Source organism: Microcoleus sp. BM001215392 (assembly GCF_036700185.1).
Lineage (GTDB): Bacteria > Cyanobacteriota > Cyanobacteriia > Cyanobacteriales > Microcoleaceae > Microcoleus.
This window is the reverse complement of the sequence record NZ_JAUBOJ010000040.1, coordinates 1,531-3,507: the sequence shown is the minus strand read 5'-3', so window position 1 is coordinate 3,507 and position 1,977 is coordinate 1,531. Positions and strand designations below refer to the sequence as shown.

Here is a 1,977-nt window from a genome sequence, read left to right as displayed (position 1 = left end):
ATTAGTAGATTCTGAAGAAGTTTCCATTCAATTAGTTTCCCCAGCGAGTGGGGAGACTCTCTAATAAATCCTCTGATTGGGGAATTCAAGTTTCCATTCAATTAGTTTCCCCAGCGAGTGGGGAGTTAAGCCACTGCCTCCTTTGGCTTTGGTACGTGCAGTACGTCCTACGTTTCCATTCAATTAGTTTCCCCAGCGAGTGGGGAGATGGTGATGGTTACCATTACTTAGACAATATTCAAGACAGTTTCCATTCAATTAGTTTCCCCAGCGAGTGGGGAGGCCTCCATTATACACCCCATACAGCGCAAGCTGTCCAGAGGCCGTTTGCGAGGCTCAGGAATTTTTTCTAGAAATCCCACCAAGACTCATCCATGAAAAACGCTGAAACCCTTATCTAGTAATGCTGCGAGGCTCGCAACGAAAACAAAGCATTTGAGCCAAGTTACAGCCAGCCTCGCAATACCAGCTAAATAATCACCGATCGAGCCGCTTGAGTCACAGGTGCTCCCACCCCCAAAACCTCCACCTGTCCCAAAGTGTGCCGCGACACCGGATAAAACCGGATACTATCTTCTTCGAGGTTAATCTTTTGACCAAGGCGCGCTCTTAATTCATCAAACTTAGCTGCACTGAGTACGCACTCAAAAGCGCTATACTGCACCCAAGTTCCGTAACCCGACAACAAATCATGCACCTTAGAGCGCCGCTTGTTGTCAGGAATATCGTAAATCACCACATAAAAAAGCACGGCTTAGCGAATTTGGTAAGGTTGGTAAAGCTCCGTTGGATTGTAAACAAACTGTTTGTAAGCCTTGACTTGTTGATTTAACAAATCCCACTTCGGCTGTTTACCGGAACCCATTTCAACTTCCTCCTCCATGCGATCTAAAAAAGCTTTCAGATACTTTCGTCTGCCAGCATCATTTAGGTAACAACCGCCCTTACAATAGACAAAATCGCTGCCAGCATCCATAAATCGGCGATTGACTAAATAAGTAACCAAAGAATCAACAATTGGCGCGCGAAATTCCTCAATCAAATCCGAAGCCAAAGCCGCATGACGATCCGTCCCCTGGTGCAAACAAGCCGAATAAGGATCTAAACCTTGCAGTTCGATCAAACTCAACAAATGATTCCACAAAACCTGATACCCAAAACTCAGCATCGCATTCACAGGATTTCCCGGAGGGCGGCGCGACCTGCTTACAAACACAAAATCTCGATTATTCAAACACTCTTCAAAAGCCGAGAAATACTGAGCCGCCCCAGCACCTTCCAACCCCATCAACCGCTCAATAGTTTGTGCTTCACCCGCCTTTTTAATTAAATGTTCCAAACACTGAATCGCAAAAGCGATCGCATCAGAAGCTTGTCGGCGCTGCTGTCGTTGGAGGATAACCCGGCTGTTTTTCAGCTTAGCTTGCACAATGCGTTGTGCCACTTGCAAGCGCTCCACAAAACCAAGCTGTTGCTGGTAGCGAGAGAGTTGCCGATAACCGCGCTCGATGGGAAGAATCCGCCCATAACAGTAACCCATCCGCGAAAGATAGGCAATGGGAATATTCCGCCACAGACAAGTTCTAATTGCTTGAGTTGTAACTTGAGATTGACCGAAAATCAGAACTTGTTCGAGGAGAGGAAGCTGAACTTCACCGAGTACAGATTCTCCCTTTTTGATAATCAGCATTTCTTGGTGCAAGGAAACGTAACAACCCGGTTGGGAAACGTAGACGGTACGCATAAGCAATAAAAAAACCGATGTCACGGTGGTCAGAAACCGGGTTTTTGCGAGAATACTCATTACAGACGTAGAAACCCATAAAAACCCGGTTTCTTAAATTGTCGTGCGTAGTCAGAAACCGGGTTTTTGCGAGAATACTCGTTACAGACGCAAAAACTCCGAAAAACCCGGTTTCTTAAATTGTCGTGCTTAGTCAGAAACCGGGTTTTTGCGAGTAGACTCATTACAGACAT

Annotated in this window: 2 protein-coding genes; both read right to left on the bottom strand. The window is 46.0% G+C overall.

Annotated elements, in window-relative coordinates; genetic code table 11:
• Positions 1 to 469 precede the first annotated feature (469 nt).
• Positions 470 to 751 (bottom strand): CRISPR-associated endonuclease Cas2, encoded by a 282-nt coding sequence (cas2, locus tag QT974_RS07215; protein WP_333467836.1) that lies wholly within the window; start codon positions 749 to 751, stop codon positions 470 to 472.
• Between the two features lie 3 nt (positions 752 to 754).
• Entirely contained in the window at positions 755 to 1,744 is a 990-nt protein-coding gene (gene cas1 / locus QT974_RS07210) for a CRISPR-associated endonuclease Cas1 (protein ID WP_333467835.1), read from the bottom strand.
• Between the last annotated feature and the right edge of the window lie 233 nt (positions 1,745 to 1,977).